Raw genomic sequence first — 24,713 nt, 5'->3', positions numbered from 1 at the left:
CGTCACTTCAGGCCCCCGTCCGTCGTGCCGGGTACATCGCGTGGTGGGCGATGCCCAGGACGACCATGAGGTTGCGCAGGGCCACCGGGTTCATTCCGTGGGCGAGCAGCCAGGTGGCATCGGTGTGGCACACCGCCCGCTTCTCGTCCTCGCTCAGGTGGTACGCGCGGAGCACCGACTGCGGGGCTTCGCGGAACCGGTCCAACAGGCCGGGTGTGTGCTCCAGTTCGCGGGCGAGCCGGTTGAGGCCGACGATGCTCACGGCGCCTCCTCGACATCGAAGGCGCAGATGCCGATGCCGACGGTCCAGGAGGGCATGGGCTCGTAGGCGAGGACCCGGGCAGCGCCGCCGGCGGCGGCCGCGGCGATCAGCCAGGTCCGGACCTCCAGTGCTCCGTTGCCCGCCTCGTCCTGGATCCGCTCGTCGCTCCAGGAGGCCGCTCCGTCCGCCCGCCCCTCGGTGAGGAGGGCGAGGAAGTCGTGGTCGAAGTCCTCGTTGATCTCGCCGAACCGGGGCAGGCCCACCCAGTGGGAGAGGCCGCCGGTACCGAGGACACCGATCCGGGCGTCCTTGGGCAGGTCACCGGCCGCCGCGGCGATCGCCCTTCCCAACTCCAGGCAGCGTGCCAGTGCCGGCAGCGGCTCCGTGTTGCAGTTGACGAAGAGCGGGACGACACCGGCGGCTGCGGCCGAGGGGAGCTTGGTCAGCGGCACCATGAAGCTGTGGTCCAGGTCCATGGTGTGGGAGCGGGACACCTCGAAGCCCCGCTCGGTGAGCCCCTTGAGGAGGTACTCGGCAACCACGGGCCTACCGGGCACCGTTCCGCCGGGGTTGCCGAACTCGGCCCAGCCCCGGTGTTCTTCGGCGAGCCCGATGCAGAACGCCGGGTAGTTCTCCAGGCCGAACGTCTCGTAGTGGTCGGTGGCGACGACGACGACCGCGTCGAGTTCCGCCTCGGCGATCTCGCGGTCGAGCCGCTGCCACGCGGCGTGCAGCACCGACGAGCGTTCGGGGTCGGCGTCCGGGTTCTTCACGATCGCGCCGACGTGTGAGGTGGCGGCGGCCAGGACGACGCGTCCCATCAGCGCTCGCCTCCCGCGCCCGCGGTCAGCCGGACGTCGTCGGGGTGCGGGGCGCCCCGCCGCACGACGTCGGTGGAGTGCAGCAGCCCGCAGCCGGGGCAGGCGTACTGCCGCAGCTCCAGGTCCTCGTCCAGCCGGGTGGCATGGCTCAACGCGTGGATGTCGCCGGTGGCCCGGAACGCCGCGTACGGTCGCCAGGGTTCGTCGGCCGGGGCGAGCACCCGGGAGCAGGCGCAGGCGGTGAAGCGGCTGCCGGCGATCTCCACGACGCTCAGGACGTCGCCGAGGGGGTGGACCCGGGTGGCGGGCCCGTCCGGGACCCGGGGCTGGGGGCGCGCGACCGGCCAGGACGTGCGCTCCGCGCGGATCTGCTCGCGCTGCCGGGCGGTCGCCTCCGGGTCCACCCGGCCGTCCTCGCCGAGCACCGCCCGGTAGATCCGCTGCGCGGCACCGGGGGTGACCGCCCCGAAGTCGAGGTCGGCCTGTATCTCCTCGGCGGGGCGCTCCAGCGGGTCGCCCCAGCCACCGCCCGCCTGTGGGACGGTGGCGAGGACGTCGTGGTCGTCCAGGTGGTAGAGGCCCTGCCGGCCGCGCATGTCGGGCCGGGTGCCCGACAGTTCCTCGACCTCGGGGATGCGGCCCGTGGCGAACCGGTCGGCCAGATCGCTGTCGTGCAGGACGGTCCGGGTGTTCTGTGCACCGGGGTATCCGCCGAAGATCCCGGTCGAGTTGGGCACCGTCCAGCCGTGTGCCGAGTTCAACGCGGTGACGTCCCTGCCGCCGCGGACGGTGTAGACGGCTCCCATGCTCATGCCGCCGCGGCGGCGACCGGCTCCGCCGGAGTCGGCGACCAGGCCGCGCCACACGTACAGCAGCGGGGAGTCCATCTCCACCGCTTCGATGTTGGAGATGCGCTGCCGTTCGATGTTGTGCTGGCCCTGGGTCCAGGCGCCGTCGCGGTGGGCGTAGGCGCCGCCGCCGGTGGCCAGACAGTCCATGATCACGTACGTCTGGCGGGCTCCGTTCTCGCCCGTTCCGGTGAGCACGAACTTGTCGGGTCCGCCGGCCGGGACGGCCTGGGCCTCGGAGAGCAGTTCGTCGGAACAGGCGGCGAGCTTGGACAGGCATTCGACGGCGGTCATCTCGACCAGCCAGCCGGCCTCCAGCGCGCCGCCGCTGACGGCGGCCGGGCGGGAGGCGTTGCAGATGAGTCCCTCGGGGCAGATGACGTCGACGGGCCTGAACAGTCCCTCGTTCCACGGTGCGTCGAACGCCAGGGTCGGCAGCAGGGCCGCGGCGATGCCGGCCATCATGCCGGAGCGGGCGCAGTTGACGTAGCCCTTGGCCTGGGGCGACGAGGCGGAGAAGTCGAACTCCAGGGTCTCGCCCCGTTTGGTGAGCACCAGGTCGACTTCGTAGACGGCGTCCTCGGTGGACTGGGCCAGGCCGCCGTCGTTGTCCAGGAACGCGCGGGAGTGCACCCGGGCGTCCGGTAGTTTGGCCAGCCGGTTGCGCAGCCGCCGCTCGGAGAGGGTGATGAGGTTGCCCATCACCGTGCGGACGGTGTCGGCGCCGTACTTCTCGGCGAGCGCGGTCATGGCGCGGACGGCCGTGTTGTTGGCGCCGATCAGGGCCCGTAGGTCGAGGTTGACGGTGGGCGCCATGCGGGTGTGGGCGAGGATCAGGTTCCACACGTCGGTGCGCACCCGTCCGCCGTCGACCAGTTTGGTCGGCGGCATCTGGAGGCCCTCCTGGTACGAGTCGGTCGCGTCGACGCAGAAGCTGCCGGGGGTCATGCCGCCGACGTCGACCATGTGGCACATGGCGCCGGTCCAGGCCAGGAGTTCGCCCTCGTGGAAGATCGGCGCGATGAGTCCGACGTCCTGGGCGTGGACCGTGCCCTTCCAGGGGTCGTTGACGATGAACATGTCGCCGGGGTTGATGCCGGGGTCCTCGGTGCAGTCGTCGATGACGGAGCGGGTGATGGCGGCCATGGACGAGGAGTGGGAGAGGATGGTGCGGCCCATCGCCGCCACGGAGCCGTCGGGGAGGTAGAGGCCGACGTTGTAGTCGCTGGCCTCGACGACGTGCGTGGAGCCGGAGATGGCGGCGAGCGTCGCGCCCTGCTCGTCGGTGATGGCCAACAGTCGATGGCGGATGACCTCGAAGGTGACGGGGTCGATGGGCGTGGTGGGCGTGTCGATGGCGGTCACGCGTCCCCCTTGCAGTCGATGACGAGGTTGCTGTGGCGGTCGACGGTGAGCGACTGCGAGGGGCCGATCACCACGGTGGTGCCGGCGAACTCCAGGATCGCCGGGCCCCGCAGGGCCGCTCCCGCTCCCAGGTCCTCGCCGCGGTAGACACCGGTGGGAACGCGTCCGGCGCCGGGGAAGTGGACGTCGCGCTCGCAGATCCTGGCCGCCTCGACGTCCCGGGTGCCGGGGTAGTCGCCCTCGGTGACCTCGGTGACGCTGACCCGGCCTTCGACGCGCAGGGTGTGGAGCTCGACACCGGCGCCCAGCAGGGCGGTTCCGGCGCCGTAGATGCGTTCGTAGACGGTCCGGAACTCGTCGATCAGGTCCCGCAGGACCTCCGTGGTGACCTCGCCCACGGGCACCGCGACGGGCAGTTCGTGGGACTGCCGACGGAACTTCAGGTAGGCGATGCGGCTGAGCCGGGTGCGCGGGTCCCCGTCGAGGTCCTCGCGGCAGCGGGCGGCCAACTCGTCGAGGGTCCGGCCGATGCGTTCCGCGTCCAGGTGGGCCGCGGGGTCGCTCGCCCCGGGCGGGGTGCGGTGGACCTCGGTGGTCTGCACGGCGCGGTAGCGGTCGGAGGTGACCGTGCCGTAGGCGGAGTGGACGGTGGAGGTGGGCGGCACGACGAGCGTCGCGATGCCGGCCGCCTCGGTGTACGCGTAGGCGTGGGTCGGCCCGGCGCCGCCGTACGCGTAGACGACGAAGTCACGCGGGTCGTGTCCCTGTTCGACGGTGACCTTGCGCAGCAGGTCGGCCATCTGGTTGTCGGCGACGCGCTTGATGCCGGCCGCGGCCTCCTCCACGGTGAGGCCGAGCGGGTCGGCGACGTGCTCGCGGATGGCCTTCTCCGCCAGTGACCGGTCCAGCGGCATCCGGCCGCCGAGGAAGCGGGAGGGGTCGATGACGCCGAGGACCACATCGGCGTCGGTGACGGTGGGACGGTCGCCGCCCCGGGCGTAGCAGGCGGGGCCCGGCACCGATCCGGCGCTCTCGGGTCCGACGACGAGGACCCCGGACTCGTCGACTCCCGCGATGGAGCCGCCGCCCGCGCCGATCGCTGTCACCTTGATGCGGGGCAGGGCCAGATGGAGGTCGCCGACCTCGCTGACGCGTTCGACGACCGGCTCCCCGTCGATGATCAGGCCGACGTCGAAGCTGGTCCCGCCCATGTCGGAGGTGATCACATGGGGGTGGCCCAGTCGACGCGCGAGGGCGGTCGACGCCAGCACCCCGCCGGCCGGGCCGGAGGTCAGCATCGACGCGGAGCGCCGTGCGGCGTCCTCGGCGCGCATGACGCCACCGCCGGAGTCCATGATCGAGAAGTCTCCGGTGAACCCGGAACCCCGCAGCCGGTCCTCCAGATTGGCGACGTAGTCGCGGATCACCGGACCGAGGTAGCTGTTGACGACGGTGGTCGCCGAGCGTTCGTACTCCCCGATGACGGGGGCGACCTCGTGCGAGAGCGTCAGGTACGCCTCGGGCCACTCCTCCTGCACGATCCGGGCCACCGCCGCTTCGTGCTCCCCGTTGACGAAGGACCACAGGAGCGACACCGCGAGCGCCTCGACGCCGTCCTCGCGCAGTCGGCGCAGCGTCGCCCGGACCTCCTGCTCGTCGAGCGCGACGACCTGCACGCCCGAGGAGTCGATGCGCTCCGTCACGGCAGCGAGCCGGGACCGGGGGACGATCTGTCCGGGGTTGCGGCGGCGGCTGTAGTGACCGGTCGCGGCCCCCATGCCCACCCAGGAGGTCATCGAACGCTGGATCAGCATCGTGTCGGTGAACCCGCGGGTGGTGAGCAGGGCCGTCGGGGCGCCCTTGCGCTCGATCAGGGCGTTCGTCGCGGCCGTGGTGCCGTGGGCGAAGTAGACGATGTCCGCGCAGAAGGACGGCAGGTCCCTGCCGTAGGACTCGGCCGCCAGCCGCAGGGCGGCGATGACCCCTTCCGAACGGTCGTCTGGAGTGGTCGGTGACTTGTAGAGCCGTGGCGCGCGGCCGTCCTGTAGGACCACGAGGTCGGTGAAGGTCCCACCGACGTCCGTGCCCACGAACAATCCTGTCGCGGCACCCTTGTTTCTTTGCACGCTGTCCTCACAAGAAAGGGAGATATGACGCGAGAACCACCGAAGGTCGGGCAAGCAGCCGAGTCCGACATTTACGCTGCGTCCCGGGATCACTGTGAGGTGATGGCCGCATCGGATCAACGGTTCGGTCCGCATCGCGGAACGCCGCAGGTAGAACCTTGATCAACATTCGGGGTGTGAGGCAGAACACGCACTTTCCGGCCACTGTGCAACGGCGCGAGGACTCGAAGACCGCGAGCGGCGAGCATCCGCAGGCCGACAGCGGCCCCGTCGATCCGCCCCGCGTCCACCGGTGGCCGCCGGACCGGGCCGGTCGGCGCGGCACCGGGGCTCGCCGTCACGGCGGGGAGCGCCAGCCGTGCAGGCGGGCCGCGCGGACCGCTCCTGAAGCCCGTCGGCGGGACCCCCGACGAACCGGGACGGCGCGCCCGCGCAACGGTCTGATCTTCGCGTCGACTTCCGCCTGACGGAAACACCGAGGACGGACGGGCCCGTGGTCATCGACTGTCACGGACACTTCACCACCGCCCCGCCGCAGCTGGCCCGGTGGCGGGAAAGGCAGGTGGCTGCGGCCGGTACCCCGAAGGGCGCGCCCGACCCCGACGGTCCGGTCATCACCGACGACGACCTGCGCCGGGCGGTCGAGGGCAACCAGCTGCGGCTCATGGACGAACGCGGCGTCGACCTGACGGTCTTCTCCCCGCGGGCCAGCTTCATGGCCCACCACCTCGGCGACTTCGAGGTCTCCTCGGTGTGGGCGCGACTCTGCAACGACCTGGTGCATCGGGTCGGCACGCTCTACCCGGACCGGTTCGCGGTGGGGGCGATGCTGCCGCAGTCGCCGGGTGTCGACCCCGCGAGCTGTCTGCCCGAGTTGCGTCGTGCGGTGGAGGAGCTGGGCGCGGTGGCGATCAACCTCAACCCCGATCCGTCGGGCGGCCACTGGACCGCGCCGGCGCTGACCGACCGCAGCTGGTACCCGCTCTACGAGGCGATGGTCGAGTACGACGTGCCCGCCATGGTCCACGTCAGTACGTCGTGCAACCCGGCCTTCCACACCACCGGGGCCCATTACCTCAACGCCGACACCACGGCGTTCATGCAGCTGGTCCAGGGCCGGTTGTTCGACGACTTCCCCACCCTTCGGCTGGTGATCCCGCACGGCGGCGGCGCGGTGCCCTACCACTGGGGCCGGTTCCGCGGCCTGGCGATGGCCCTGGGCCGGCCGGACCCCGAGACGCTGCTCGACAACGTCTCCTTCGACACCTGCGTGTATCACCAGCCCGGGATCGACCTGCTCACCAGCGTGATCCCCAGCCGGTCCGTCCTGTTCGCCAGCGAGATGATCGGCGCGGTCCGCGGCGTCGACCCGCGCACCGGTCACCACTTCGACGACACCAGGCGGTACGTCGAGGCCACCTCGAACCTCACCGACGCGGAACGCGCCGCCGTCTACGGCGGCAACGCGCTGCGCGTGTTCCCTCGGCTCGCCGCCCGGCTCGCCCCGACCGGCCACTGAACCCAGGGGGAGAACGCATGGAGCACACCGAGATCGGTGTCGTCCGCACCTCGATCCGCCGTGCCGATCCCGAGGCCGTCGCCGCGCTGTCGACGTTCGGCGTCGCGACGATCCACGAGGCGATGGGCCGGACCGGGCTGATGCGCCCCTACCTGCGCCCCGTCCACCCGGGGGCACGCCTGTGCGGGACCGCGGTGACCGTGCTGCCGACGGGCGGTTCGGGTGGGGCCGGAGTTGACTGTTGGGGTGTCAGGTGGGGAGGGCCATGAGGAGAAGGGGGGAAGTGGTGGGCCGGGGCGAGCCGCGGGAGGGTTCGACGGTGAGTCCGAGAGCGGAGGCACGGGCGGGGTCGCCGTGGAGAAGGACGGTGCCGTTGTGGTGGATGAATCCGGCGGGGCGCATGGTGCCCTGGTGGGCGAGCCAGAGTTGGTAGGTCGTGCCGGCGGCGGGTTGGGGCAGGCCGGTGGCGGTGAAGACGGCCTTGTTCCGGCTGGTGGAGACCGCCACCGTGGTGAGGGCTCCGTTGCTGCTCTTGCCGTGGACGGTGCGGGTGTCGGGCGCGGCGAGGACGCTGCTGATGTCGTCGAGCTGCTGTTGGGTCCGGGCGGCGTGTTGCCGGTGTTCCTGGCTGGTGTGGTGCTGCCAGGCGGCGAGTCCGGCGAAGGACGCCGCTGCGGCGACACTTGCGGCCAGGGCGAGGGGGACGGCGATGCGGCGACGCTTGCGGAATCCCGTTCTCGGTGCGGCGGTGTGCGGGGGTTGCTGGCGGATGCCGTCGATGGCGGTCATGGTCTGCTGTTTCATGTCCGGCGGAGGCTGCTGGGCGACCGCGGTGGCGAGGCGGGCGGCTGTGGCCTCGAACTCGGCGACGTCCTGCCGGCACGCCTCGCACTGGCGCAGGTGGTGGGTGAACTCCTCACGGTCGGTGCCGTCGAGGGCGTTGAGGGCGTGGGCGGCCGCGAGGGTGTGGATGTCGGACGTGGGCTGTTTCATGTGGTCACCCCCATGCAGTCGCGGAGCCGGATGAGGCCGTCGCGCATGCGTGTCTTGATCGTGGGAAGCGGTGTGCGGAGTGTCTCGGCCACTTCTCGGTAGGTCAGCCCCCGGTAGTAGGCGAGGGTGACGGCCTGGTTCTGGAGTTCGGTCAGGCCGCGGAGGCAGCGGCGTACCTGTTCGCTGTCGAGGCGGGTCTCGACCTGTTCGGCGACTTCGTCGAACGCGGTGGTGTGTTCACGGGCGGCCCGGGCCTGTTCGCGGTCGGCGGCGGCCTGGGCGGAGCGGACCCGGTCCACCGCGCGGCGGTGGGCGATGGTCGCCGTCCAGGTGGTGACGCTGCCGGCACCCGGCTGGTAGTGGGCGGCCCGCCGCCACAGGTCGATCATGACTTCCTGGGCGACTTCCTCCGACTGGGCGCGGTCGCGTACCACCTTGACCACGATCCCGAAGACCAGGGGGGAGAGAGCGTCGTAGAGGGCGGAGAAGGCTTCCTTGTCGCCCCGCGCGGTCTGCTCCATGAGGGTGGCGAGGTCGGGTGCGGCAGTGTGTCCGGCGGGGGTGGTGGGGAGCGGCCGGCTCACCGGGCGGGCTCCGGCTGCGGCGGCCGGGTGAGGCGGAAGCCGGTGCCGGCCGCCCTCGGCCGGGGTGTCCATGGCATGGCGTTGTCCTTCACTGACAGGCATGCGGCCGACGGGGCTCGTCTCGAACCGACGGTCGCGTGGTGCGGTGGTCTCCTGTTACGTGTTCGGAGCGGGGCGGGCTCCGGATGGGTGGGCGGGTTCGTGTCATCGGTGCGGTGCTGGTTGCTTCCTTCGGCGCGTCCCGGCTGCCTTGAGCCGTCCGGGAGCCGGAGGTGACGGAGCAGGGTCGAGAGGGCGGCGGGTGTGGTGCCGGGTCACTCACCGGCTGGTCGGGGCTTCCGAGACCGGTGTTCCATGTCCGGGAGGTACGTGTCATGGTGCGGGAGCGTCGCGACAGGGGTGGCCGCCGGCGCCCCGCGGGCGGTTCGCTGGTGGTGGCCGACCCGGGAGCGCAGGGATCGGCAGTGCGCTCTCTGGTGGGCACGCCACGTGAAGCGGCGGCCTGGCACGGCTGGGGCCGCTCCTGGGTCACCGGAACGGATGACAGACCCATCCGGTAGCCCGGTGGCTGCGAACACCGGACATGAAGCCTCCCGCGCCCCCGTCCCCGCACCACTGGCACCACAAGCACTACCAGCACCAGAGGGGTCCCCCTCGCCACCTTCGGCGGTATCGGCCCATGAGCCGCAACCCCCTGTCGTTCTCGTGGTGCAGCCCGCCCGCCACGGAGCGACCAGCCGACCTTCCCCCACCAGCCGGGACACCCACCCTTCGTTCTGCCACAGGAGATCCTGATCATGAACCGTCTGCGTACCCGCCGTGCTGCGACCGCTCTCGCCGCGGCCGTTGTCCTGCCCCTCGCGCTTGTCGCCTGCTCCGACTCCGGCTCCGGGAAGGACACCAAGGCCGCTGCGACCCCGGCCTCCGACGAGGCGGCCGACAAGGCACCAGTGAGTGACGCGACGGCCTCCGGTCAGCCGTTCGGGTCCGCCTGCGCCGGTGTCCCGAAGGAAGGTGCGGGCAGCTTCGACGGCATGGCCAAGGACCCCGTCGCCACCGCCGCCTCCAACAACCCGGCCCTGTCCACCCTGGTCGCAGCGGTCAAGCAGGCCGGCTTGGTGGACACCCTCAACAAGGCCGAGGGCATCACCGTGTTCGCCCCGACGAACGACGCCTTCGCGAAGATCCCGAAGGCCGATCTCGACAAGGTCCTCGCCGACAAGAAGGCGCTCACCGACATCCTGATCTACCACGTCGTCGGACGGAACCTGACGCCGGAGCAGCTGGAGAACGGCTCCTTCGAGACCCTCCAGAAGGGCGTGGTCACCACCAGTGGGTCCGGCAAGTCCTACAAGGTCAACGACACCGCGAACGTGGTCTGCGGCAACGTCAGCACCTCCAACGCCACCGTCCACATCGTCGACACCGTGCTGATGCCTCGGTAGCCACCCCTTCCTGCTGCTGTCCCCGCCCGGCGGCCCGGTACCCCTTCGAAGCCAGAACGGGGTCCCGGGCCGCCGGGGCGTAACGCCGCACCGGGGCACACGCCCGCAACCGCCCGACGGCCGTGCGCGGTCCTTCGCAAGCGCGGCGAGCACCCATCCATCGGGGTGAGGGGTCCGAATCATCTGCCGAGGGGACGCGTCCGGCGTTCCACCGGCAGAGGCGGTCGCCCATGCTCACCCTTGTCCTGATCGGCCTCCTTGGCGGTCTCATCACTGCCGTCTCGCCCTGCATCCTGCCCGTGCTCCCGGTGGTGTTCCTCGCCAGCGGCACCGCGGGAAAGCCCCCACCCGACGCCCACAGCACGGGCACCACGGCTGTCGAGGCGGCAGGCGGCGAGGTCCTCCTCCACTCCCCGCCCGAGACCGCCGTGCGTCCGCACCGGAACCGTCGCCCCTACGCCGTCGTCGTCGGCCTCGTCCTGAGCTTCGGCTTCTTCACCCTGCTCGGCGTGACGATCGTCTCGGCCCTCGGACTGCCCGAGGACATCCTGCGCCACACCGGCCTGGCCCTCCTCGTCCTCATCGGCCTCGGGCTCCTCTTCCCGCCCGTCGAACGGCTGCTGGAGAAGCCGTTCTCCCGCATGCCGCAACGCCCGGTGAACAAGGACGGCAGCGCGCTCGTCCTCGGCCTGGGCCTCGGCCTGCTCTACGTGCCCTGCGCCGGACCGGTCCTCGCCGCCATCACCGTCGCCGGCGCCCGCGGCGAGATCAGCGCCGACATCATCGCCCTCACCCTCTCCTTCGCCACCGGCACCGCGGTCCCGCTCCTCGCGTTCGCCCTCGCCGGCCACCGCGTCGCCGAACGCGTCGCCGCCTTCCGCACCCGCGCCCGCGGCCTGCGGATCACCGCCGGAATCCTGATGATCGCTCTCGCCACGGCCCTCGCCCTCGACCTCACCACCGCGCTCCAGCGCGCCCTGCCCGACTACACCGCCACCGCGCAGCGCACGGTCGAGGACAACGAGATCGCCCGCCAGAAGCTCTCCGGCCTCTACGACGACTCCAACAAGGAACTCTCCCGCTGCCAGGACGGCGCCGACGAACTGCGCTCCTGCGGCCAGGCACCACCCCTCGAAGACATCGACTCCTGGCTCAACACCCCCGGCAACCGCCCCCTCGACCTCGCGAGCCTGCGCGGGAAAGTCGTTCTGGTCGACTTCTGGACCTACTCCTGCATCAACTGCCAGCGCGCTGCACCCCACCTACGGGGCTGGGACCGCGCCTACCACGACGCCGGACTGCGCATCATCGGCGTCCACTCCCCCGAGTTCGCCTTCGAGAAGAAACGCGGCAACGTCGCCGCCGAGGCCCGCAAGCTCGGCGTCACCTGGCCCGTCGCCCTCGACAACGAACTCACCACCTTCAACAACTACCGCAACCGGTTCTGGCCCGCCAAGTACCTCATCGACGCCGACGGCACCGTCCGCTACTTCACGTTCGGCGAAGGCCAGTACGACCGCACGGAGCACATGATCCGCGACCTGCTCCGCCGGGCCGACCCCACCGTCACCCTCCCCGCCCCCACCGACCGGGCCATGGACGACCTCACCAAAGGCCGCACCCCGGAGACCTACCTCAGCACCCACCGCATCCGCGGCTACACCGGCACCCCCCTCACCGACGGCACACCCACCCGCTACCGCTTCCCCCAGCGGCCCCTCCCCCTCAACCGCATCTCCCTGGACGGGACCTGGACCGCCGGCTACGAACACTTCACCGCCGGACCCGACGCCCGCCTCGCCCTCACCTACCACGCCAAGAACGCCAACATCGTCCTCGCCGGGACCGGCCGGGTCGAGGTCCTCGTCAACGGCACACCCACCCGCACCCTCACCATCTCCGCCACCCCCACCCTCCACCGCCTCACCGACGACGACAACGCGCGCACCGCGCGCCTCGAACTCCGCATCGGGGAAGGGATCCAGGCGTACGCCCTCACCTTCGGATGAGAACCCCGTCGCTCGCCGCGAGCGAACGACGTGCCTCCAGCGCCCCCGCCGACCACGTGCCGGCGGACTCCCCAGGGACCGCCGGGCGCGGACACACCCGTGCCCTACGCACACGCCCGCCTCGACGACGACCTCACCACAGGGTTTGACCGGCGCATGGGCGCCGCACACGAGGCGAGCGGTGTCGAAGGCTGATGTCCGTCCTCGTAGGTCGCCGGACGGCGCGGCGGCGCCCCGCCTGCCCCAGGGGGAGCAGACCCCTTGAGCGGAGAGGCCAACGGACGCGTGTCGGGGCGGGCGGCGGGCACCCGCCCTGCCAGGGTGGGCACCCGGCCCCCTCTGCGGGGATCCGGACCGGACACGGGCGGTGTGCCCGGCGGGGCGCCCGCCGGAAGGGAGACGTGGTGCCGGACACCGCGCTGATCGTCATCGACATGATCAACACCTACGAGCACGAGGACGCCGGCCTGCTCATCCCCTCCGTCCGCGAGGCGCTGCCGCGGATTCGGGACCTGATCGACCGCGCCCGCGAGCAGGGCGTGGACGTGATCTACGTCAACGACAACTTCGGACGCTGGCGCTCGCACCACGACGAACTCCTCCAGGCCGCCCTGCGGGGCCCGCACGCCGATCTGGTCGAACCCGTCCGACCGGACGACACCTCGACGTTCGTGGTGAAGGCCCGGCACTCGATCTTCTACCAGACCCCCCTGGAGTATCTGCTCGACCAGCACGGCATCAGGCGGATCGTGCTGTGCGGGCAGGTCACCGAGCAGTGCGTGCTGTACTCGGCGCTCGACGCCCACATCCGCCACCTCGCTGTCACCGTCGCGAAGGACGCCGTCGCCCACATCCACCCCGACCTCGCCGAAGCGGCCTTCCACATGATGGAACGCAACATGGGCGCCGAGATCCGGCCTGCCGTGCAGATCAGCCTGGACCGGCCTCCGCCGGACTGACCGCCCGCGCCGGCCGGCAAGGGCAGGCCGTCGGTCGCGCGTTCGGCGGGCGCGAGATGGCCGGCGAGGGTGGACACCTGACGGGCGGTCGGTTCAGTGGCCGAGTGCCTTTTTGAGCTGCTGCTTGTCCATGGTGGAACGGCCGTGGATGTTCTTCTTCCTCGCCTCCGCGTAGAGCTGGTCCTTGGTGGGGCCCTGGGATCCGGAGTGCGAGCGCTGCCCGCCGCGCTGGGAGGCGGACTTCGGGTCCTGCGTGGAGGTCTTGCTGGCGGTCTTCGACTCGCCGGAGCGGGCGCGTTCCTTGTTGACGGTCCGCGCGGCGATCTCCTTGGCCCGCCGGGTGGACTCCCCGCGATTCTGTGCGGACTCCTTGATGTGCTCGTACTGGCGTTCCCTCTTGGGGCTCGAACCTCGGGGCATGAGCTTCTCCTCAACTGGAGCGGGGTGCTGTCGGTGTCCATGCATCCAGGCCCCGTACCGGACCGCAACCGGAGCACAGGCGTCTGGCCCTTCTACCCGAGGTGGGGGAGGTTCAGCCGGCGAGGGCCCGGAGGAGTAGCGGGGCGCCGGGGCTTCGCCCTGTACCCGGGCGCCGCCGGCCGGTCCGGTTCTTCGCCCGGCCCCGCGAACCAGCCGACTGAGGCGGACCGCGGGTCACGCGGGTCAGGGGAAGCCGGGCGGGGTCGCGGGCGCCCGGCCGGGGGTGAGGACGGTTTTGATCATGCCGTCCTCCTTGGCCTGGAAGGCCTTGTACGCTGCCGGGCCGTCTTCCAGGGGGAGGGTGTGGGTGGCGAAGTGGTCGACCCCGAGCGGGTCGTCGTCCGTGAGGAGGGGGAGAAGGTCGTCGGTCCAGCGGCGGACGTTGGCCTGGCCCATGCGGAGCTGGACCTGCTTGTCGAAGAGGGTGAGCATCGGTACGGGGTCGACGGCGCCCCCGTAGACGCCGACGAGGCTGATGGTGCCGCCGCGGCGCACTGTGTCGACAGCGGTGTTGAAGGCGGTCATGGAGTCGACGCCGGCGTTGCTCATCAGCTTCTTCCCGATCGCGTCGGGCAGCAGTCCGGTGAAGCGCTGGACGGCCTTGGTGAGCGGGGCACCGTGCGCTTCCATGCCGACCGCTTCGATGACGGCGTCGCTGCCCCGGCCGCCGGTGAGGTCGCGGACCCGGTCACCGACGCCGTTGTCGTCGTGGTCGGTGAGGTCGAGGGTGATCACGCCGCGGTCGCGGGCTCGGGCGAGGCGCTCCGGGACGAGATCGACGCCGATGACCTGGGACGCGCCCCGGTGGAGGGCGATCCGGGCGGCCATGTCGCCGATGGGGCCGAGCCCCAGGACGGTCACCGTGCCGCCGGGCGGCACATCCGCGTACGCCACCGCCTGCCAAGCGGTCGGCAGGACGTCGGACAGGTACAGGTATCGCTGGTCCGGCGCAGCGTCCGGGACCTTGATGGGGAGCGTGTCACCGAACGGGACCCGCAGGAGCTCCGCCTGGCCGCCGGGCACCTGGCCGTAGAGCTTGGTGTAGCCGAACAGCGAGGCCCCCATGCCGTACTCGGTGACCTGGGTGGTCTCGCACTGGGAGTGCAGCCCGTGCCCGCACATCCAGCAGGTTCCGCACGAGATGTTGAACGGGACCACCACCCGGTCCCCGGCGGCGAGGGTACGCACCGCGGGGCCGGTCTCTTCGACGATGCCCATGGCCTCGTGGCCGAGGATGTCCCCGGGGTCGAGGAAGGGACCGAACAGTTCGTACAGGTGCAGATCGGAACCGCAGACCCCGGTCGAGGTGACGCGCACGATCACATCGGCCGGGTCCTCGATCTTCGGGTCGGGCACGGTGTCGACGCGGACATCGCGCTGACCGTGCCAGGTCAGAGCCCTCATGTTCGGTCCCTTCCTTCTTCTCGGCCGAAGCGCTCCGGCAGCCCGGAGCCGCAGCCGGACTGCCGGTGCGGGCCGCTCGGCCGGGTCAGCGCTTGAAGACGTCCTTGGCCTTCTCCTTGGCCTGGCGGGCGTCACCCTCGGCCTGCTTGGCACGGCCTTTCGCCGCCATGCCTTCGTTGCCGACGGCCCGGCCGGTCTCCTTCTGAACCTTCCCCTTGACCTGCTGGGCCTTTGCCCGCGCCTTCTCGTCCTTGGCCATCACGCACACCGTCCTTCCGGGAATCAGGGCACAGGCCGTTACCGGCGCCACGCTTGCCGGGTTCCCGGGGACCGTGACGGTAAACGACTCACGGAACATGACCTTCCGTTTTGCCGGGAACGCGCATCGGGGCCGGCTGTGAAGACGTGCCCCGGGGCCGCCGAGTGGATGCGTCTCTCAGGCGGCAGGACGCAGAGCGCTCCGGCCATCGCCCCAGGCGTCGAGCAGACGGGCGGTGAGCCGGTCCTCCAGCAGGGTCGTGGCCCGGATCCCGAGGACGACGTCGTCCTCCAGGTGGGGCTCGTCGTCCAGGAGCGGGGCGACGACCTCGTGGCGGACGAGTTGTTCGTGAACGGCGTCGGCTTCGACGTGTTCGTCGTAGAAGCGCTGGGCCGCCGGGCCCGCGCCGCAGCGGCGCAGCGCGTCGGCCAGCCGGGCGGAGCCGGGCGAGGAGGTGACCTCGACGGCGGCGAAGTGCCCGACGAGGGCTCCGCGGTGTGCCCGGTGCAGACCGAACAGGGACATCATCGTCGCCACGGCCAGCATCTCGGCCGGCACCTCGTCCACATAGGCGCCGTAGGCACTGGTCAGGCCGAGGTCGTCCAGGAGTTCGGCATAGAGGCGGGCATGGATGTCCTGGGCGCGTCCGGCGCCGAACTCGTCGTACTCGACGGCGACCATGCCCGCCTTCGCCCGCCCCGTCAGCCGGGGCACCACCCACAGGTGCGGGTCGGCCTCCTTCAGGTGGTAGAGGGAGCGCAGCGCGGCGTACTCGCGCAGCTGCCACAGCTCCCCGGAGCGCAGCAGGAAGTGACTCGTGCTCCCCTTCCCGCCGGGTGGTTCGTCCATCAGCTCCGCCAACGCCTCCCGGGCGCTCCCGCCGGACGGCGTGTCGGTGCGCAGGGCGGTCAGGAACCGGCGCTCCAAGTGGGCCCGCAGCCGCAGGAGGTCCGCGTCCCACTCCAGGGCGTCGTCCACGCCGTCGAAGCCCCGGTAGTGGAGCTCGTAAAGGGTGTAGAGGGCGAGTTGCAGATCGTCCCCGTACGGGTCCGCCCGTTCGGCCGCCGCGTGGTGCGGGAGCGGGGTGGTGCCGCCGGTCAGGCGGTCGAGAACAGCGGCCGACAGCTCCCCTCGCGCCCGGGGCGGTCGAGGTCGGGGGGAGAGCGGGGCGGTCACCGTGTTCCCTCCTGGCCGCCGGCTTCGGCTCCACCGCCGTCGCGGGGGTTCCTGCGGGGATGGCGGCGGTGGCTGGTGTCGCACCAGGGGTGGATCCGGCTGCGCCCGCAGGTGCAGAGGGCGACCACGGGCCGTCGGGAGACGGCGGTGGTGCCGTCGCGGCGCACCGCCTCCACCGGGCCGTCGACGAGGACCGGTCCGTTCGTCTCGGCCCGTGCGCGGCGAGGGGCGGGGTCAGGGGCGGTGGGCACGGATGATCACCAGTTCCTCGCTCTCGTCCCAGGGCTTGAGCAGACCGCGCTCGCACAGCCAGCCGCAGCGTTCGCGTAGCACGGGCCCGAAGGGTACCCGCGCCCGGACGCTGACGGTCGCGCGCAGTCCGGTGGAGGTCAGCCGCTGCAGCGTCTCCTGCGGGTTGCACAGGCCGGAGTGGACCAGTAGGAGCAGACCACCGCGGCGCAGCAGGGGCGGGACGTCGTCGCAGATCCGGTCCAGCAGCAGCCGCCCGCCCACGCCGGCGTCCCATGCGCGCCCGGCCCCCGCGGTCGCGGTGTCCGGGGAGGGGACGTAGGGCGGGTTGCTGACGACGAGGTCGAACCGGCGGCCGTGGGGCAGCGGAGCGGTCAGGTCGCCGCGGCGCACCCGGATCCGCCGCCGTGCGAGCAGCGCGTTGAGGCGGGCGTTCCACACCGCGCGGCGGGAGATGTCGACGGCGGTCACGCGTGCTCCCCGGCGGGCCGCTGCGAGGGCGAGCGTGCCGCTGCCGGTGCACAGGTCCAGCGCGTCGGTGTCGCGCGTGATGTCCTCCCGGGCGAGCGCTGCGGCCAGGAGCCGGGTGTCGTCCTGCGGGGCGTAGACCCCGGGGACGGTCACCACCTCGGGGTCTGGGAAAGCCGTGCCGGACACTGCGGTACTCGCCATGAGGGCTCCTCGTCTCACACGACGGATGGGCGTCCGGGCACCCGCCCCCTGGGGGCTCCGGTGATGTGCGGATGCCCGCGGGCGCCCGGCGCACACCTGGCGCGGTTGCCGTTCGAGGGGCCCCTTCCGGCACCGCCGGAAGGGGTGGCCGCCCGCGTCCGCCCGGGCAGGGGCTGGTGGCGGCCCTCGGGTACCAGGACCGTTACCAGTAGTGGCGCCGGCCGCCCACCGCGTGCCCGACCGCGCCCAGCGCCCACAGCACGAGCCCGATCGCCACGAGGACGATGCCGATCGTCCACAGAACGCTCAGGCCGGTGATCAAGCCGATCACCAGCAGAATGATCCCAAGAATGATCATGGTCGCTCCCGTGAAGGACTTCCGGGTCCTTGCCCATTGTCGCGCCGCACGGTCCGGAGCGCAGCCGGCGAGGAGGTTCGCGGCGACCAGCCCGTTGGGGCCGGCCCCGATCACGACGGCGTCCGTCATGCGTTCTCCCGCTCCGGACCGGGGTGGAGAAGGGGGTGCTCGCGTTCGACCACCGTCGCCAGGCTCGGAAGCATCCGGCGGTGACGGAGCTGGATCAGCGCGTCGACCAGGGTGTTGTGGAGGGCGCCGGCCGCGCCCCGCAGGGGGTGCTCGTCCAGGATCACGAGGGTGTGGTCGCCCCAGGGCCGGATGTCGAGGGCGATTCGGGCCGACCCCAGAGGGTTGTGTGCCTCCAGTTCCAGGTGGCGCGGGGGCTCGAAGCGGCGGACCACCGTGTGTCCGTCGGCCCGCCGCCGCCCCGGGAGGGCGAGGGTGTAGGTCAGAGTGGAGCCGACCTCCGGCCAGTCACCGGAACCGGGGGCGGAGTCTCGGGTGCCGACCACCCAGTCGGCATATCGGGCCGGGTTCGACAGCACCGCCCACACGGCGGCGGGGTCGCGGTCGATCAGCTGGTGGCGAATCGCCATGGGATGCTCCGTCCTCGGGTCCCCGGGCCGGGCTGCCCACTCCGAGGACTCTCGTTCGTCGTGCGCGGGGCGGGAAGGCCCGGGCCGTTCAGGTCCGGGAAAGGATCTGCGGCGCAAGATTCCTGATCATCGTGTTGGTCCAGCGGATCTGACGGAGGGTCTGCGGGTGGCACCGGGAGGCGATGTCCAGCAGCTCCGTGTCCCGCGCGGACTGGGCCGCCTGGGCGAGCAACTCCCAGGACAGGGAAGCGCGGCCCGCCGCCAGATGCAGGGCCCGCAGGTCACCCAGCAGGGCCAGACCGGCAGATCCGCCGGGGGTTGCCACGCGGCGCTCCGCCCGCCAGGGCCGCCACCGGCGGGCGGAGCGCCGGGCGCCCGGGCAGCGCCCGGTTGCCGCCAGACGGTCGAGATGGTCATGTGTCCACTCAGCGAGACCAGTGGCGGCCCCACCGATCTCCCGGTCCGCGCGATGGCGCGCCGCGAGGCGCAGCAGTTGCCCTTCCAGCATCGTCTCATCGACGTGGACGGTGCGCAGGGTGTGCAGCAGTCCGTTCATCTCGGGCTCTTTCCCTCCGATGGAAGTCCGGGGCGCCACGCCACCGGTCGGTGAAGTCGTCCCCCGGGGTGCCGGGGCACCTGTAGGGCCCGCGGGCGTGCACCGGGGCGGCCCCACTGGTGCGCGGGTACCCGAGAACCCGGTTCTCACCCCGGCGGAGCGTTCGGACGGTCCGGGTGAAGACGGACGACCCACGGATGTCCGCCGCCCGGGGCGTCTGCCGCTCTGGACACCGTCTTCCGCCTCCTGGCGGGTTTCTCGACGGCTCGGTCGGCCGCTTCCGCGCAGCCGGTCCCCCGGCCCGCCTGCGGCCGGCGGAGGGAGCGGACTGCTCGGTCAGGGCAGGGGGGTGCCGCCGGTGGCGTTGACGATCTCGCCGGTGATGTAGCTCGCCCGCGGCGAGGCGAGGAAGACGAACGCGGGTGCCATTTCGGCGGGCTGGGCGGGGCGGCCGAGCGGGGACTGCTTCCCGAACTCGACGGTGTCGGGGAGCGTGGCGGGGATCAGCGGGGTCCACACCGGGCCCGGGGCGACGGCGTTGACGCGGATGCCGTCCTTCGCGAGCATCTGCGCCAGGCCCTGGGTGAAGGTGACGATCGCGCCCTTGGTCGTGGCGTAGTCCAGCAGGTGGGGGCTGGGCTTGTAGCCCTGGACGGAGGCGGTGTTGATGATGCTGCCGCCCTTCGGGATGTGCGGCAGCGCCATTTTGGAGAGCCAGAACATGCCGTAGAGGTTGGTGCGCATCACCCGGTCGAACTGCTCGGTGGTGATCGCGGCGATGCCGTCGGGCTGGGACATCTGGTAGGCGGCGTTGTTGACGAGGACGTCGATCCGCCCGAACTCCCCCACCGCCCGGTCGATCAGCGCCCGGCAGGCGTCCTCCTCGCGGATGTCGCACTCCACCGCCACCGCCCGCCGCCCCGCCTCTTCCACGAGTTCCGTGGTCCGGCCGGCTTCCTCCTGTTCCTCGGTGAGGTGGGTGAAGACGATGTCGGCGCCCTCGCGGGCGTAGGCGAGGGCGACGGCCCGGCCGATCCCGGAGTCCCCGCCGGTGATCACCGCGATGCGGTCCGTGAGGACACCGTGCCCTTGGTAGGAGTCTTCCCCGTGGTCGGGGGGCGGGTCCATCGGTCCGGTCCACCCGGGATGCTGCTGGTTCTGGTCGGGAAACTCGGGCCGGGGGTGACGGGTGACGGGATCGTCGGTCTCGTGAGCCATGTTCGGAACCTCCTGAAGAGTGGCTGCGGACGCCGCGCGGGCCCGGTGTTCAGCGCGGCGGGTACGGCGACCGGCCCAGCACCCGCGCCAGATGGGCGGCGTTGAGGGCCAGCTCGCGGGTGGTCTTCGCGACCGCTTCGGGGGCTTCGTCGAGGTCCTGGTAGTCGGTGCCGTGCTGGGCCTCGCCGACCCAGTAGGTCACCGCGCCGGGGGCGAGGGTGAAGCCGAGGTCGTTGAGGCCCTGGAAGAGTTCGGCGCTGACGTGGTGGGCGCCGTCCTCGTTCCCCACCACGGCCACCGCCGCGACCTTCCCGTAGGGAAGCTGACGGCCGTGGTCGTCGGTCTCGGAGATGTCGGCGTTGAGCCGCTCCAGGACGCGCTGGGCGAGGCTGGAGGGGTGGCCGAGCCAGATCGGGGTCGCCAGCAGCAGGATGTCCGCCGCCAGCACCTTCTCCCGCAGCGCGGGCCAGGCGTCCCCGTCGCCCAGGTCGACCGCCACACCGGCCTTCACGTCGTGGTCGGCGATCCGCACCACCTCCCCTTCCACCCCCAGGCTCCCCAGTTCCTCCATCACCTGCCGGGCCAGGAGATCACTGCTGGAACGGTCGGGGGACGGAGTGAGCGTGCACACCAGGGCCAGCGCACGGGACATGATCACAACCTCCGGGCATCGGGTGACGTGAAGTCCAGCCTGCCCGGGTGGGTGCCCGCACCGCGCGGTGCGGGCACCCACCCGGCGGTGCTCACGCGGTGCCGCGCCATCCGCCCGTCGCTGTTCCGCGGTCCTCGATGAACGCCTTGAACCGCTCCAGATCGCCCTTCGCGCGGTGGCGGACGAAACCGAGCTTGTCGCCGACGGTGTCGGCGATCCCGGACGGGTCGTGGTCCAGTTGGAGCATGACCTTGGTCCGGGCGTCGTCCAGACGGTGGAAGGTGACCACGCCGGCCTGCCGCACCTCGCCGCGGACGGTCGTCCAGGCGATCCGCTCGTCGGGGCGCTGCTCGGTGATCTCCGCGTCGAACTCGCGGCGGACCCCGCCGACCTCGGTCACCCAGTGGGTGAGGGTCTCGGTGCGCTGCTCGATCCGCTCGACGCCCTCCATGAACCGCGGGAAGTCCTCGAACCGGGTCCACTGGTCGTAGACGGTGGTCAGGGGGACGGCGACCTCGACGGACTCCTCGATCTTCGACACGCTCGACTCCGTTCCATCGGCTTGCTCGGATCCCTTGCGGGCTGATGACGCTGCGGGTACCCAGCCCGCCGCCCGTGACACAGGCCGGCTCAGGCGCATGACCGGCCGCGTCCCGAGAAGACATCCACGGCGGGCCCACGACGGACAAGCAGCGCTCCTCCCCGCCCTTCCCGCCGCCGAGCCCCGCTCAGCCGTCTACCATCCCGGCGTCGCTCTGCCGGACCGGGACCGCGGGCGGTGGTCCCGCTGCCCGGCAGGCAGCGTGCCTCTGGCCAGGGACGCCGGCCGAAGCGTGCGTTCCCGGTGACCGGACCGGGGCCGGGCACCGGGAACGACGACCGCCGGGGCAGACGGGGGCGGCCGTACGCCCACCACGCCGATGCCGCTCCCACGCCCCGGGGCACGGCGCGTCGCCCCCGTCCGCCGTGATTGACCCGAACGGGTACCGCGGCGTGCTGCCTGCGGCGGTGCGGCCCCTCGCGGCCGGCCCCGTCCGGATGACTGGACCGTGCACCCACCATCGGGGCCAGCGGCAGGGCCGACCGACACGGTGCAGGACCGGGAGGACAGGTATGGAACGGTCGGTGGACCGGATCGCGTCCCCCTGGGGCACTCGCACCCCGTACGGCAGGCACGGGCGATGGCCGGTGCGGGTGGACAGCTTCTTGGCCGACGGCGTGGAACCGCACATGGTGGAGCGGTGGGTGCAGGCCGCGTCGCTTCTGCACTCCGACGGTGACGCCATGGACATCGCCGTGGTCGGCGGGCGGATGGCGGGCGTGCGGGGCCGGGCCACGGATCGGGTGAACCTGGGCCGTCTCGGCCCCAAGGACCTGTTCGCCTGGCGGGCGAACACCTCCCCCGACCGGCTGACCCGGCCCCTGCTCCGCACCGGCGGCAGGCTCGTGGAGTCCGACTGGGACACGGTCATGGAGCGCATCACCGCCCGTTCCCGGGTCCTGCTGGCGGACCGCGGGCCGGGTTCCCTCGGTTTCTACACCAGCGGGCAGCTGTTCCTGGAGGAGTACTACACCCTGGCGGTGCTGGCCCGGTCCGGTATCGGTACGAACCATCTGGACGGCAACACCCGGATGTGCACGGCGACCGCGGCGGAGGCGTTGAAGGAGTCGTTCGGCTGCGACGGCCAGCCCGGCAGCTTCGACGACTTCGACCACGCGGATGTGATCGCCCTGTTCGGGCACAACATCGCCGAGACACAGCCCGTGCAGTGGATGCGCATCCTGGACCGGCTGGACGGCGCCGACCCGCCCGATCTGGTCTGCGTCGACCCGCGCCCCACTCCCGTCGCCCGCCGGGCGACCGTGCATCTGGCCCCCAGGGCGGGGACGAACGTGGCACTGCTGAACGCCCTGCTCCACGAGATCATCCGCACCGGCCGCACCGACCCGGACTACATCGCCGCGCACGCGGTCGGCTTCGATGCGCTGGCCGAGCGAGTGAAGGAGTGCACCCCGGAATGGGCGGCGGCCGTCTGCGACGTCCCGGCCGCGCGCATCACCGAGGCGGCCCGTCTCCTCGGGCGCGCGCGGCGGCTCACCTCCACCGTCCTCCAGGGCGTGTACCAGTCCCATCAGGCCACCGCCGCCGCGGTCCAGGTCAACAACCTCCATCTGATCCGCGGGATGCTGGGGCGCCCGGGTGCCGGGGTGCTCCAGATGAACGGTCAGCCCACCGCGCAGAACACCCGCGAGTGCGGTGCGAACGGGGACCTTCCGGGTTTCCGCAACTGGCAGAACGACGCCCACATCGCCGACCTCGCCCGGGTGTGGAACGTGGAACCGTCCGCGATTCCCCGTTTCGCGCCGTCCACCCACGCCATGCAGATGTTCCGCTACGCCGAGCAGGGTTCGATCCGGATGCTGTGGATCAGCGGCACCAACCCGGCCGTGTCCCTGCCCGAACTCGCCCGCATCCGTCAGATCCTCGCCCAGGAGCGCCTCTTCGTCGTCGTACAGGACCTGTTCCTCACCGAGACCGCCCAGCTGGCCGACGTGGTGCTGCCCGCCGCGACCTGGGGCGAGAAGACCGGGACCTTCACCAACGCCGACCGCACCGTCCACCTCACCGACCAGGCCGTCGAACCCCCGGGTGACGCCCGCCCGGACCTGGACATCTTCCTCGACTACGCCGCCCGGATGGACTTCCGTGACAAGGACGGCCGCCCGCTCATCGGCTGGCACGACCCCGAGTCCGCGTTCGAGGCGTGGAAACGTTGCAGCGCCGGACGCCCCTGCGATTACACCGGCCTCACCTACGACAAACTCCGCGACGGCACCGGCATCCAGTGGCCGTGCAACGACCAAGCCCCGCGCGGTACCGGACGCCTCTACACCGACGGCATCACCTGGGCGCACTCCGACGACTGCGAGTCCTACGGCAAGGACCTGATCACCGGTGCCTCCGCAGACGTGGCGGAGTACCGGTCGTTGAACCCGGACGGCAAGGCCGTGATCAAGGCCGCCGAGTATCTCCCTCCGCACGAGGAACCGTCCCCGCAGTACCCCTTCCAGCTCACCACCGGACGCACCATCTACCACTTCCATACCCGCACCAAGACTGCACGGGCACCCCAGCTGAACGCCGCCGCCCCCGAGGTATGGGTGGAGATCTCCACCAGCGACGCCGGCGCCAGGGACCTCCGCGAAGGCGACCTCGTCGAGGTCGCCACCCCGCGCGGCAACCTCCAGGGACGGCTGCGGACCACCGACATCCGCGCCGGACTGCTGTTCGTCCCCTTCCACTACGGCTACTTCGACACCCCCGCAGGCCACCAACCCGACGCCGGCACACCGCCCCGTGCGGCGAACGAGACCACCGTCACCGACTGGGACCCCGTCTCCAAACAACCCCTGTTCAAAACCGCCGCAGCCGCCCTGACCCTGCTCGAACGCGGCGACGGCGCCACCGCACCGGCACCCACGACGGCAGCCTCCGCCGCCGCCCGCCCCGGCAGGATCAGGGCGACAACCGGTGGGCGCGGCGCCCTCGTCACCGAGACCTTCCACAGCCCCCCGCGCCCCGAGGAGGACACGCCGTCGTGAACAGCGTCACCGCCGTCCTGCGTGCCCTGCACCACGGCGAACAACACCTCGCCGAGGAATTCCTCGCCGTCGTCGACCGGCACCCCGGCGAGCACGAAGTCCACCACGTCGGCCGCGACCTCGCCGCCTGGTCGCGCGAACACGCCCACCGCCTGGCCGAGACCGCAGGCGGGGGAACCACCCTCGCTCCCGGCCCCGGCCTCTTCGGAACACCCGGGGCCGCCGTGGGAGCCGGCCGGCCCCGGGAGCCCGGACTGCTTCTGCTGCACGACCTCGGAGCACTGCACCTCTCCGCGTCGGGCAATTCCCTGCGCTGGGAGATGCTCGCCCAAGCCGCCCAGGCGATACGGAACGAAGAACTCCTCGACCTGGCGTCCGCATGCCACCCGCAAACGCTCCGGCAGATCCGCTGGACCAACACCATGATCAAAAACCTGTCGCCCCAGATCCTCACCAGTGCATAGAGCACCCCCCGGGTGCCGCGGGGCCCACGGCACCCGAGGTCGGATGTCGGCCCCGACGAGCGCCGGCAACGGCCACCTTCCTGCCGTCCCGAGTT

Annotated in this window: 24 protein-coding genes and 1 pseudogene; 7 read left to right on the top strand and 18 right to left on the bottom strand. The window is 71.7% G+C overall.

Translation table 11 applies throughout. The annotated features are described in order from the left end of the window. Positions 1–7: 7 nt before the first annotated feature. The 4 genes from ACSMX9_RS27365 to ACSMX9_RS27350 are packed head-to-tail and all read right to left on the bottom strand — an operon-like array spanning position 8 to position 5,386. Positions 8–262 carry a hypothetical protein gene (locus ACSMX9_RS27365; RefSeq protein WP_351242116.1) on the bottom strand — a complete coding sequence of 85 codons (255 nt, stop codon included), beginning with the start codon at positions 260–262 and terminating at the stop codon, positions 8–10. Next, on the bottom strand, positions 259–1,083 hold the full coding sequence (locus ACSMX9_RS27360; protein WP_445397921.1) for a hypothetical protein: 825 nt from the start codon (positions 1,081–1,083) through the stop codon (positions 259–261). The genes ACSMX9_RS27365 and ACSMX9_RS27360 overlap by 4 nt, the downstream gene beginning before the upstream one ends. Then, the gene (locus ACSMX9_RS27355; RefSeq protein WP_445397919.1) at positions 1,083–3,296 is read right to left on the bottom strand and encodes a hydantoinase B/oxoprolinase family protein; all 2,214 of its coding nucleotides are present in this window, start codon (positions 3,294–3,296) and stop codon (positions 1,083–1,085) included. Before ACSMX9_RS27355 ends, ACSMX9_RS27360 begins: the two co-directional genes overlap by 1 nt. Then, positions 3,293–5,386: a hydantoinase/oxoprolinase family protein gene (locus ACSMX9_RS27350; RefSeq protein WP_445397917.1), complete on the bottom strand. Its 2,094-nt coding sequence runs from the start codon at positions 5,384–5,386 to the stop codon at positions 3,293–3,295. The genes ACSMX9_RS27355 and ACSMX9_RS27350 overlap by 4 nt, the downstream gene beginning before the upstream one ends. A gap of 529 nt (positions 5,387–5,915) precedes the next feature. On the opposite strand from ACSMX9_RS27350, the gene ACSMX9_RS27345 reads away from it, so the two are divergent. Together ACSMX9_RS27345 and ACSMX9_RS27340 are read left to right on the top strand one after the other, a co-directional pair. Next, positions 5,916–6,941, top strand: coding sequence for an amidohydrolase family protein (locus ACSMX9_RS27345; RefSeq protein WP_445397915.1), 1,026 nt, complete (start codon positions 5,916–5,918; stop codon positions 6,939–6,941). 17 nt (positions 6,942–6,958) lie between these two features. Continuing rightward, positions 6,959–7,147, top strand: a pseudogene (locus ACSMX9_RS27340) (4-carboxy-4-hydroxy-2-oxoadipate aldolase/oxaloacetate decarboxylase); the annotation flags it as partial. A gap of 43 nt (positions 7,148–7,190) precedes the next feature. Here the strand turns inward: ACSMX9_RS27340 and ACSMX9_RS27335 are convergent. Then, on the bottom strand, positions 7,191–7,934 hold the full coding sequence (locus tag ACSMX9_RS27335) for an anti-sigma factor (protein WP_445397913.1): 744 nt from the start codon (positions 7,932–7,934) through the stop codon (positions 7,191–7,193). After that, positions 7,931–8,518 carry an ECF RNA polymerase sigma factor SigK gene (sigK, locus tag ACSMX9_RS27330; RefSeq protein ID WP_445397911.1) on the bottom strand — a complete coding sequence of 196 codons (588 nt, stop codon included), beginning with the start codon at positions 8,516–8,518 and terminating at the stop codon, positions 7,931–7,933. The genes ACSMX9_RS27335 and sigK overlap by 4 nt, the downstream gene beginning before the upstream one ends. Positions 8,519–9,315: 797 nt before the next feature. Between sigK and ACSMX9_RS27325 the strand changes: the two genes are divergently transcribed. The 3 genes from ACSMX9_RS27325 to ACSMX9_RS27315 all read left to right on the top strand — a co-directional run bounded on the left by ACSMX9_RS27325 (position 9,316) and on the right by ACSMX9_RS27315 (position 12,931). Further along, a complete protein-coding gene (locus tag ACSMX9_RS27325; protein ID WP_445397909.1) occupies positions 9,316–9,963 on the top strand; it encodes a fasciclin domain-containing protein in 648 nt (215 codons plus the stop codon). Positions 9,964–10,193: 230 nt separating this feature from the next. Further along, positions 10,194–11,972, top strand: a complete 1,779-nt coding sequence (locus ACSMX9_RS27320; RefSeq protein ID WP_445397907.1) for a cytochrome c biogenesis protein CcdA — start codon at positions 10,194–10,196, stop codon at positions 11,970–11,972. 404 nt (positions 11,973–12,376) lie between these two features. After that, positions 12,377–12,931: a cysteine hydrolase family protein gene (locus ACSMX9_RS27315; protein ID WP_445397905.1), complete on the top strand. Its 555-nt coding sequence runs from the start codon at positions 12,377–12,379 to the stop codon at positions 12,929–12,931. A gap of 93 nt (positions 12,932–13,024) precedes the next feature. On the opposite strand, the gene ACSMX9_RS27310 is transcribed toward ACSMX9_RS27315, so the two are convergent. The 12 genes from ACSMX9_RS27310 to ACSMX9_RS27255 all read right to left on the bottom strand — a co-directional run bounded on the left by ACSMX9_RS27310 (position 13,025) and on the right by ACSMX9_RS27255 (position 21,092). After that, positions 13,025–13,351: a plasmid stabilization protein gene (locus ACSMX9_RS27310; RefSeq protein ID WP_445397903.1), complete on the bottom strand. Its 327-nt coding sequence runs from the start codon at positions 13,349–13,351 to the stop codon at positions 13,025–13,027. 243 nt (positions 13,352–13,594) lie between these two features. Further along, positions 13,595–14,815: a zinc-dependent alcohol dehydrogenase gene (locus ACSMX9_RS27305; protein ID WP_445397901.1), complete on the bottom strand. Its 1,221-nt coding sequence runs from the start codon at positions 14,813–14,815 to the stop codon at positions 13,595–13,597. Between the two features lie 85 nt (positions 14,816–14,900). After that, positions 14,901–15,074, bottom strand: a complete 174-nt coding sequence (locus ACSMX9_RS27300) for a CsbD family protein (protein ID WP_445397899.1) — start codon at positions 15,072–15,074, stop codon at positions 14,901–14,903. Positions 15,075–15,251: 177 nt separating this feature from the next. Next, a complete protein-coding gene (locus ACSMX9_RS27295) occupies positions 15,252–16,250 on the bottom strand; it encodes an iron-containing redox enzyme family protein (RefSeq protein WP_445397897.1) in 999 nt (332 codons plus the stop codon). Beyond that, complete coding sequence (locus ACSMX9_RS27290; protein ID WP_445397895.1) at positions 16,247–16,501, bottom strand: CDGSH iron-sulfur domain-containing protein; 255 nt, start codon at positions 16,499–16,501, stop codon at positions 16,247–16,249. Before ACSMX9_RS27290 ends, ACSMX9_RS27295 begins: the two co-directional genes overlap by 4 nt. Continuing rightward, positions 16,485–17,171, bottom strand: a complete 687-nt coding sequence (locus ACSMX9_RS27285) for a HemK2/MTQ2 family protein methyltransferase (RefSeq protein ID WP_445397893.1) — start codon at positions 17,169–17,171, stop codon at positions 16,485–16,487. The genes ACSMX9_RS27290 and ACSMX9_RS27285 overlap by 17 nt, the downstream gene beginning before the upstream one ends. A 202-nt stretch (positions 17,172–17,373) precedes the next feature. Then, a complete protein-coding gene (locus ACSMX9_RS27280) occupies positions 17,374–17,529 on the bottom strand; it encodes a DUF6131 family protein (RefSeq protein WP_445403112.1) in 156 nt (51 codons plus the stop codon). A 125-nt stretch (positions 17,530–17,654) separates the two neighbouring features. Beyond that, on the bottom strand, positions 17,655–18,125 hold the full coding sequence (locus ACSMX9_RS27275; RefSeq protein WP_445397891.1) for an SRPBCC family protein: 471 nt from the start codon (positions 18,123–18,125) through the stop codon (positions 17,655–17,657). 88 nt (positions 18,126–18,213) lie between these two features. After that, entirely contained in the window at positions 18,214–18,681 is a 468-nt protein-coding gene (locus ACSMX9_RS27270; protein WP_445397889.1) for a hypothetical protein, read from the bottom strand. Between the two features lie 336 nt (positions 18,682–19,017). Then, positions 19,018–19,899, bottom strand: coding sequence for a glucose 1-dehydrogenase (locus ACSMX9_RS27265; RefSeq protein ID WP_445397887.1), 882 nt, complete (start codon positions 19,897–19,899; stop codon positions 19,018–19,020). A 49-nt stretch (positions 19,900–19,948) separates the two neighbouring features. Then, positions 19,949–20,551, bottom strand: coding sequence for a flavodoxin family protein (locus tag ACSMX9_RS27260; protein WP_445397885.1), 603 nt, complete (start codon positions 20,549–20,551; stop codon positions 19,949–19,951). A gap of 91 nt (positions 20,552–20,642) precedes the next feature. Next, a complete protein-coding gene (locus ACSMX9_RS27255) occupies positions 20,643–21,092 on the bottom strand; it encodes an SRPBCC family protein (protein WP_445397883.1) in 450 nt (149 codons plus the stop codon). Positions 21,093–21,664: 572 nt separating this feature from the next. On the opposite strand from ACSMX9_RS27255, the gene ACSMX9_RS27250 reads away from it, so the two are divergent. Together ACSMX9_RS27250 and ACSMX9_RS27245 are read left to right on the top strand one after the other, a co-directional pair. Then, positions 21,665–24,154 (top strand): molybdopterin oxidoreductase family protein, encoded by a 2,490-nt coding sequence (locus tag ACSMX9_RS27250; RefSeq protein WP_445397881.1) that lies wholly within the window; start codon positions 21,665–21,667, stop codon positions 24,152–24,154. Beyond that, positions 24,151–24,618, top strand: a complete 468-nt coding sequence (locus ACSMX9_RS27245; protein ID WP_445397879.1) for a hypothetical protein — start codon at positions 24,151–24,153, stop codon at positions 24,616–24,618. The genes ACSMX9_RS27250 and ACSMX9_RS27245 overlap by 4 nt, the downstream gene beginning before the upstream one ends. Positions 24,619–24,713 lie beyond the last annotated feature (95 nt).

The organism is Streptomyces sp. LE64, from assembly GCF_052606915.1.
The sequence above is the reverse complement of the archived record's forward strand: the minus strand, read 5'-3'. Positions and strand labels throughout refer to the sequence as shown.

Coding starts and splice junctions, on each gene's coding strand:
- ACSMX9_RS27360 (WP_445397921.1), bottom strand. CDS start 1,083: ATGGGACGCGTCGTCCTGGCCGCCGCCACCTCACACGTCGGCGCGATC.
- ACSMX9_RS27335 (WP_445397913.1), bottom strand. CDS start 7,934: ATGAAACAGCCCACGTCCGACATCCACACCCTCGCGGCCGCCCACGCC.
- ACSMX9_RS27325 (WP_445397909.1), top strand. CDS start 9,316: ATGAACCGTCTGCGTACCCGCCGTGCTGCGACCGCTCTCGCCGCGGCC.
- ACSMX9_RS27320 (WP_445397907.1), top strand. CDS start 10,194: ATGCTCACCCTTGTCCTGATCGGCCTCCTTGGCGGTCTCATCACTGCC.
- ACSMX9_RS27310 (WP_445397903.1), bottom strand. CDS start 13,351: ATGCCCCGAGGTTCGAGCCCCAAGAGGGAACGCCAGTACGAGCACATC.
- ACSMX9_RS27305 (WP_445397901.1), bottom strand. CDS start 14,815: ATGAGGGCTCTGACCTGGCACGGTCAGCGCGATGTCCGCGTCGACACC.
- ACSMX9_RS27300 (WP_445397899.1), bottom strand. CDS start 15,074: ATGGCCAAGGACGAGAAGGCGCGGGCAAAGGCCCAGCAGGTCAAGGGG.
- ACSMX9_RS27285 (WP_445397893.1), bottom strand. CDS start 17,171: ATGGCGAGTACCGCAGTGTCCGGCACGGCTTTCCCAGACCCCGAGGTG.
- ACSMX9_RS27280 (WP_445403112.1), bottom strand. CDS start 17,529: ATGATCATTCTTGGGATCATTCTGCTGGTGATCGGCTTGATCACCGGC.
- ACSMX9_RS27275 (WP_445397891.1), bottom strand. CDS start 18,125: ATGGCGATTCGCCACCAGCTGATCGACCGCGACCCCGCCGCCGTGTGG.
- ACSMX9_RS27270 (WP_445397889.1), bottom strand. CDS start 18,681: ATGAACGGACTGCTGCACACCCTGCGCACCGTCCACGTCGATGAGACG.
- ACSMX9_RS27265 (WP_445397887.1), bottom strand. CDS start 19,899: ATGGCTCACGAGACCGACGATCCCGTCACCCGTCACCCCCGGCCCGAG.
- ACSMX9_RS27260 (WP_445397885.1), bottom strand. CDS start 20,551: ATGTCCCGTGCGCTGGCCCTGGTGTGCACGCTCACTCCGTCCCCCGAC.
- ACSMX9_RS27250 (WP_445397881.1), top strand. CDS start 21,665: ATGGAACGGTCGGTGGACCGGATCGCGTCCCCCTGGGGCACTCGCACC.